General features: G+C 62.9%; 8 protein-coding genes and 1 tRNA gene. 3 read left to right on the top strand and 6 right to left on the bottom strand.

The window, feature by feature from the left end:
- Positions 1–257: hypothetical protein (locus tag ACH2EI_RS08050; RefSeq protein ID WP_395153186.1), on the top strand; the 257-nt coding region annotated here is incomplete at its 5' end.
- The gene (locus ACH2EI_RS08045) at positions 254–880 is read left to right on the top strand and encodes a metallophosphoesterase family protein (RefSeq protein ID WP_395153187.1); all 627 of its coding nucleotides are present in this window, start codon (positions 254–256) and stop codon (positions 878–880) included. The genes ACH2EI_RS08050 and ACH2EI_RS08045, both read left to right, overlap by 4 nt.
- Before the next feature lie 4 nt (positions 881–884).
- On the opposite strand, the gene ACH2EI_RS08040 is transcribed toward ACH2EI_RS08045, so the two are convergent.
- The 5 genes from ACH2EI_RS08040 to ACH2EI_RS08020 all read right to left on the bottom strand — a co-directional run bounded on the left by ACH2EI_RS08040 (position 885) and on the right by ACH2EI_RS08020 (position 4,348).
- Complete coding sequence (locus ACH2EI_RS08040; protein WP_395153188.1) at positions 885–1,229, bottom strand: DUF3024 domain-containing protein; 345 nt, start codon at positions 1,227–1,229, stop codon at positions 885–887.
- A 59-nt stretch (positions 1,230–1,288) separates the two neighbouring features.
- Positions 1,289–2,038, bottom strand: a complete 750-nt coding sequence (locus ACH2EI_RS08035) for a hypothetical protein (RefSeq protein ID WP_395153189.1) — start codon at positions 2,036–2,038, stop codon at positions 1,289–1,291.
- Between the two features lie 13 nt (positions 2,039–2,051).
- The gene (locus tag ACH2EI_RS08030) at positions 2,052–2,225 is read right to left on the bottom strand and encodes a hypothetical protein (RefSeq protein WP_395153190.1); all 174 of its coding nucleotides are present in this window, start codon (positions 2,223–2,225) and stop codon (positions 2,052–2,054) included.
- Positions 2,226–2,469: 244 nt separating this feature from the next.
- Complete coding sequence (locus ACH2EI_RS08025; RefSeq protein ID WP_395159663.1) at positions 2,470–3,231, bottom strand: DUF4839 domain-containing protein; 762 nt, start codon at positions 3,229–3,231, stop codon at positions 2,470–2,472.
- A 268-nt stretch (positions 3,232–3,499) separates the two neighbouring features.
- On the bottom strand, positions 3,500–4,348 hold the full coding sequence (locus ACH2EI_RS08020) for a GIY-YIG nuclease family protein (protein ID WP_395153192.1): 849 nt from the start codon (positions 4,346–4,348) through the stop codon (positions 3,500–3,502).
- Between the two features lie 124 nt (positions 4,349–4,472).
- On the opposite strand from ACH2EI_RS08020, the gene ACH2EI_RS08015 reads away from it, so the two are divergent.
- On the top strand, positions 4,473–5,390 hold the full coding sequence (locus ACH2EI_RS08015) for an IS982 family transposase (RefSeq protein ID WP_395153193.1): 918 nt from the start codon (positions 4,473–4,475) through the stop codon (positions 5,388–5,390).
- 158 nt (positions 5,391–5,548) lie between these two features.
- On the opposite strand, the gene ACH2EI_RS08010 is transcribed toward ACH2EI_RS08015, so the two are convergent.
- Positions 5,549–5,625, bottom strand: a tRNA-Met gene (locus ACH2EI_RS08010).
- Positions 5,626–5,689: the final 64 nt, after the last annotated feature.

The raw sequence follows: 5,689 nt of genomic DNA, 5'->3' as shown, positions 1-5,689 counted from the left end.
CGCGCATCGCGTTCCACGGGCATTGGCACCACGCCCACGACACTGAGCTCACGTGGATTGATCGAGTCACGACCGAACAGTCCGGCGCGCTTGCTTGGCAGTCGACGCGGACGGTCGGGCTCAGCTGCGACGGCGACACCATCGGCGGCTGGCTGATCCTCGATGTGGCCACGCTCGACGTCCGCTGGCCGACTCCCCCGGACACCGGACACATCGCGCCGAGCCCGACGCGGTCTGAGCCGGAGGTCGAGCCGTGACGACGTGGTTCACGGCCGACCTCCATCTCGGCCACCGCAACATCATCGACTACTGCAACCGACCGTTTCGCGACGTCGATGCGATGAACGACGCCCTCATCGACAACTGGAACGAGATGGTTGCCACGGACGACACGGTCTGGGTTGTCGGCGACTTCGCGCTCGGCAAGATCGCCGACACGCTGCCGATGGCACAAGCACTGCATGGCCGGAAGATTCTCGTCGCTGGCAACCACGATCGTTGCTGGGCTGGGCATGGTCGTCGAGCTGACGGATGGACCGAGCGCTACCTGGATGCCGGCTTCGACAAGGTGGTGCAGGGGTCGACGCGTGTCGACGTCGGCGGTACGACCGTCGTCGTGTGCCATTTCCCGTACCGTGGTGACAGCCAGCATCACGACCGGTTCGTCGAGCGCCGCCCGATGGACAAGGGCGAGTGGCTGCTGCACGGCCACGTTCACGACCGCTGGGCCCAGGAGGGTCGGATGATCAACGTCGGCGTCGACGCAACGGGCTACCGCCCGGTCGACTCGGCGGTCATCGCTGGCATCATTCGTGCGGGGCCGGCGCAGCAGTCGGTCCCCGAGGCGAATGTGTCCGATCGGTCGGCAACGTCAGGGTGAGCGGTCAGCCCCAGAAGATCCCGGTGCGGTCGAGCTTCACTTCCTCGATGAGCGCGTCGAGGTGTGGTGTCGGTTCGGCGAGGTCGTACTCGTGGAACTTCAGGTTTCGATCTCGCCAGTACAGCGACCACTGCCTGCGCACCTTCGTGTAGCGGAAGCGGCAGATCGGGAACCGAGTCCACTCCGTGCCGAGGCCCTTGCGCCACGGTGGCCGACATTCGAGCACGGTGATCGTGCGGTCGGTGACGTCGATCTCGAAGCGGATCTGGTCACGCGCCCGCGGCGGCATCTCGGCGTTCCGTTGGTCAATCCACTTGCGGACCCTGGCGAGGTCGAGATCAGGAATCATCGCTCTCCCATCGATCCGTCTCAATCTCGAGGCCGGCAAAATCGTACAGGCTCATCGGATCAGTCTGGCCGGGAAGGATCAGCGACTGGGGCCGATCGGTCCTGCGGAGGCTCAACGGCATAGCCCATTGTCTGGAGCTGAGACACTGCCGTGAAAGGGTCGTTGCGCACAGCGGCGCGAAGCTGCAGTGCGAGCCAGTCCGACCGATGGCGGGTGAGTACGTCCTCCCATCCTGGGTGCAGACCGGGGATGAGACGCTCAGTCCAGAGGAACTCGATGAAGTCCTCGATCGAGGGCCGGAATCGCCGGCCGCCTACTGGGATGTGGAACTTCTCCAGGCCACGAAGCTGGCGGTCGCCGTTGAGGCCTTGGACGTATGCAAGCTCCTCCGAGGAGCCATGGATCTGCACATGTGCCGCACTACGCCGGTGCCGGGCAGGGCTGTTGTCGTCGGGTTCGTTCCCCTTGTCGCGGTCGTATTCGACGCGCACGGCTGGCCGCTTGGTCTTCTCGTCGATGACCAGGCCGAACACAGACTGCTGCACGGCGAGATGATCTCCAGTGTCGTCGAGTCGCACTTGGAAGGAGGTGCGGAGCCACAACCGGGGCGGCTCTCCGTCTGGGAGTCCGGCGACGATGGGAATCAACGAGACGGACGCCGGGGTCGATCCCTCCGGGTATACCCAGGCGAGCTCCGGTGGACCCTCGAACGGTGTAACAACGAAACGAACGTCTGTCGAGACGGTACCGTTCACGACTTCAGTCAGGATTGATGCGAACGCTTCGGCCGACTCGATGAGATTCCCCACGCCGTACTGCCGGCTATTGCGAGGGCGCCAAGGCTCCCTTGACCATCAGCCAAAGGTCGCGGAGCTCATCGCTCGGAAGATCGTCCACGTCGGATGCTACGAAATCATCGACCGACAGGCCATAGGGCGCGACCACGGCCTCAACCTGCCGGCGCAGTGTTTCGGAAGTCAGTGGAGCGGTCGTCATGTCGATCACTGTAGCGATGGGCTGTCACAGAGTCCGGTCGGAATGCCCGTCGACAAAGGTGAGTTTGCGCCACTTCGAGCTCACACAGCTCAAACCTCAGGCGCCAGAACGGTCTTCTGGGGGTACGGCGAGGATCTGCGTGGAATACGGCGCTTTCTTGCACCGACGAGGCCACTTCGTCAATCGTCAGATTCCAGTCGCGCTTCTGTTGACGACGAAATGGGAGGTTCGTCGTCCGCTGGCGTCAGCGAACTTCGGTCGAGACCGGGTCGAGGAGCAGACGGCAGCCCTCGGTGAACTCTTCGACTTCGGCGACCACCCTGATGTTGAGGCCAGGCCCGATCGCGTCCGGAATGTTCGATCCGGTCATTTTGAGGTCGGTGAAGTTCTCGTCCTCGAATTGGAACGACGGGCCGGGAGCGGCGACGGTGTCGCTGAAGTCGCCCACGTAGATGAGGAAGTCGAAGCGGGTGTCGTAGTCGTCGTGGTTCGCCACGAACGCAACGTTGCCGTCGAACTCGATGGTCCGGCCTCGATAGCTGGAAGCGAATGCGCTCACAGAGTCATCGCACTCGCCGGGCCCAGTCAACAGAGCCGCAAGATCCTCGTTGTTCTCAGCAGTCAACACTTCCACCGTGGGAGCACTGGTGTCCACGGGCTCAGGCTCTTCGATCGGAGCGTCCGTCGCGACAGGCTCAGGCTCTTCGACTGGTGCGTCCGTCGTAACTGGCTCAGGTTCGGTCGGTGGCGTTGTGTCCGACGACGCCTGTTCGTCCGATTCGCTGGCCGAGTCGGACTCCTCTTCGTCGCATGAGCGGTCGACTGAGAGTCGCGGTGGGTCAGTGACGTCTTGCCCGGCGTCTGGCACCTGTTCGCACACTTGCCAGTTGGACTCGTCGAGGATGCCGAACGTGCCGCCGCCGAGCACTTCGACTTCGTCCTCGACGCCAGCACGTTCGATGTCGCTGAGAGCAACATCGAGGCTCGTGCCGATGACATCGGGCATCACCGTTGATGACTCCGCGGTCGGCTCCGATGTGCAGCCCACCAATCCGCATATCGCTGCAATCGCAGCGATCACCCGCCCATGATCGACATCACTACCTCCGCTTAGGGTTGGAACCGCAGGGAGCGTAGCCGTAACAACGAGCCATCTCACCTGCTCACTTCGGGGTTCGACGAGGATCTGCTCAGGGTCGCTTGCCAGTCCTCGTCGCATCCCTTGTACCCCGGCATCGAACGCTCGGGGCTGCTGTCGTTGCCGGAAGGTTGTGTCAGTTCGAGTTCATGCCGAACGGCCGTCGTGTGAGGAGCGCTCGCTTGTAGTGGGCCTCAGCCTCGTCCACTTCACTCGCGATGACGCTTGGACCGAACACGCGCAGGATGCTGAAAACGAAGTGGCGGGCGTGACTCGGGTCGAGTTGCGCGAGGTCTCGCAGTGCAACATTGCCGCCGTGTCCGTCGCGGGCGTAGGCGCCCCAGCGCCCCAGGATCCGCTCTCGACCGTCGGCCTTGCCCACGTAAAGCTTGCCGTTCGTTGAGTCAGCGATGAGGTAGACGCCCTGCACCGAACTCAAGGCGGCCTGCCATTCGCTGTAGCGATGGTCCGCCACGACGTCGACCAACTCTTCGTAGGGAATGAGCAGTCGGTCGAAGCCGGGGAAGGGAACGGCATTCGGGTCCGCGATCTCGACGAGCGGGAATGCGGCTGCGATCTCACCACCCTTTGCCCAGTTGATCGTGTCCTTCGGCCATTCGATGACGAGTCGGTTCCTCAGCGCTGCCAGCATCTCGGACTCGTGGAGGTCGAAAAAGCGCGAATCGGCGGTTCTCTCGCCAAGAACTTCGCCACGATTCTCATAAGCGCACACGAACCGGGAACGGCGTGCCCCATCCCCCATGAAGATCAGCCAAGTGTTTGCGGGCTGCTGGGGGATCTTCGAAGCCCGCAGATCCTGGTGGCGCGTGAAAGCCAGGAGATTCGCCGGGGTCGCGTCGGCGGACGTGCGGATGCCCTCCAACGTCTTGTAGGTATGCCGGATGGCCATGACGTCGTCGAATCTCGTGACCCCTCCTGCCGCAAGGATGTGGCCCAGATTGAGGTTGCCGCCGTCATCTGCCACGAGCAGATGCTAGATGATGAGTTCCAAGGGGTTCGCGCGCTCCGCGCGATGATCCACCATCTGGTTCACGAGGGTGTCCAAGATCAGGGGCCTACACAAACCCTGATCCCAAAGGACACAGCGCATGAACCCTGACCTGGACACCCTCGCAACCCGACTCTGCGTCACGATCGACGACCTCCTGCTTGAACACCCACAGTGGGCACCTGAACGGCCCGCCATCGGGATCGCCCCGAAACTCACCGATGCCGAACTGATCACCCTCGCCGTCATCCAAGCCCTGCTCGGCTACACCTCCGAAGCCCGCTTCATCCGCCACGCCAACATCCACCTGCTCGGCCTGTTCCCACGACTACCGCAACGCTCCGGCTACAACAAACGACTCCGCCACGCCGCGGCCACGATGCAACACATCATCGCGACGCTCGCCCGCGACTGCCCGTCATGGAACGACGACCTCTGGCTGGTCGACTCCACCCCAGTCGAGTGCGGCCGCAGCCGTGAAACGGTGAAGCGATCTGACATGGCCGGCTACGCCACCTACGGCTACTGCGCCAGCCACTCCCGCTTCTTCTGGGGACTCCGACTGCACCTCATCGCCACGCCATCGGGGCTGCCTGTCGCCTACGCGTTGACCGGAGCCAAGACCGACGAACGCGACACCGCCTTGGCGATGATCCACCTCGATCCGGCACTCGGCGGGCGGCCAGGTCAGGTGTTGATGGCCGACAAGGGCTACCGATCTGCTGCGTTCGAGGCCGAACTCAACGACGCCGGCATCACACTGATCCGACCGAAGGTGCGCTCAGAAAAGACGGAACGACTGCACACCCGATTCCTGAAACCGTTCCGTCAGATCATTGAATCGGTCAACCAGACCTTGAAAGCCCGACTCGACTTGGAACGCCACGGCGGCCGCAAACCCGAAGGCGTCTGCGCCCGCATCCTGCAACGACTCCTCGCGCTCACCGCCGCGATCTGGCACAACGAAACCAGCGGTGCTACCGGACCCGCCCGATCACTACTCGCCTACGACCACTGACCACCAACCCCTTGGAACCAATCATCTAGCGGAAACCCCTCGCGAATCTCCGTTTCGCGCACCATTCTTCTAACCACGTGGTTAGAAGAATGGTTAGAAGATCGACCCTGGGAAGCAAAGAAGCCCTGGCAGATCATGCGATCTACCAGGGCTTTCGTTGGTGGCGGGGGTAGGATTTGAACCTACGACCTTCGGGTTATGAGCCCGACGAGCTACCGAACTGCTCCACCCCGCGGCGAACAGTGATGCCATGATAGAGCCGTCGCGATGCGAACACAACCGGCTTCTTCAGAACGATG

The sequence above is a fragment of the Ilumatobacter sp. genome, assembly GCF_041688325.1.
Lineage (GTDB): Bacteria > Actinomycetota > Acidimicrobiia > Acidimicrobiales > Ilumatobacteraceae > Ilumatobacter_A.
This window is presented reverse-complemented; position numbering and strand designations above follow the sequence as displayed.

Bases quoted from the DNA above. Each gene is read 5' to 3' on its own strand.
- ACH2EI_RS08040 (WP_395153188.1), bottom strand. From the start codon at position 1,229: ATGATTCCTGATCTCGACCTCGCCAGGGTCCGCAAGTGGATTGACCAA.
- ACH2EI_RS08015 (WP_395153193.1), top strand. From the start codon at position 4,473: ATGAACCCTGACCTGGACACCCTCGCAACCCGACTCTGCGTCACGATC.
- ACH2EI_RS08025 (WP_395159663.1), bottom strand. From the start codon at position 3,231: ATGCCCGATGTCATCGGCACGAGCCTCGATGTTGCTCTCAGCGACATC.
- ACH2EI_RS08030 (WP_395153190.1), bottom strand. From the start codon at position 2,225: ATGACGACCGCTCCACTGACTTCCGAAACACTGCGCCGGCAGGTTGAG.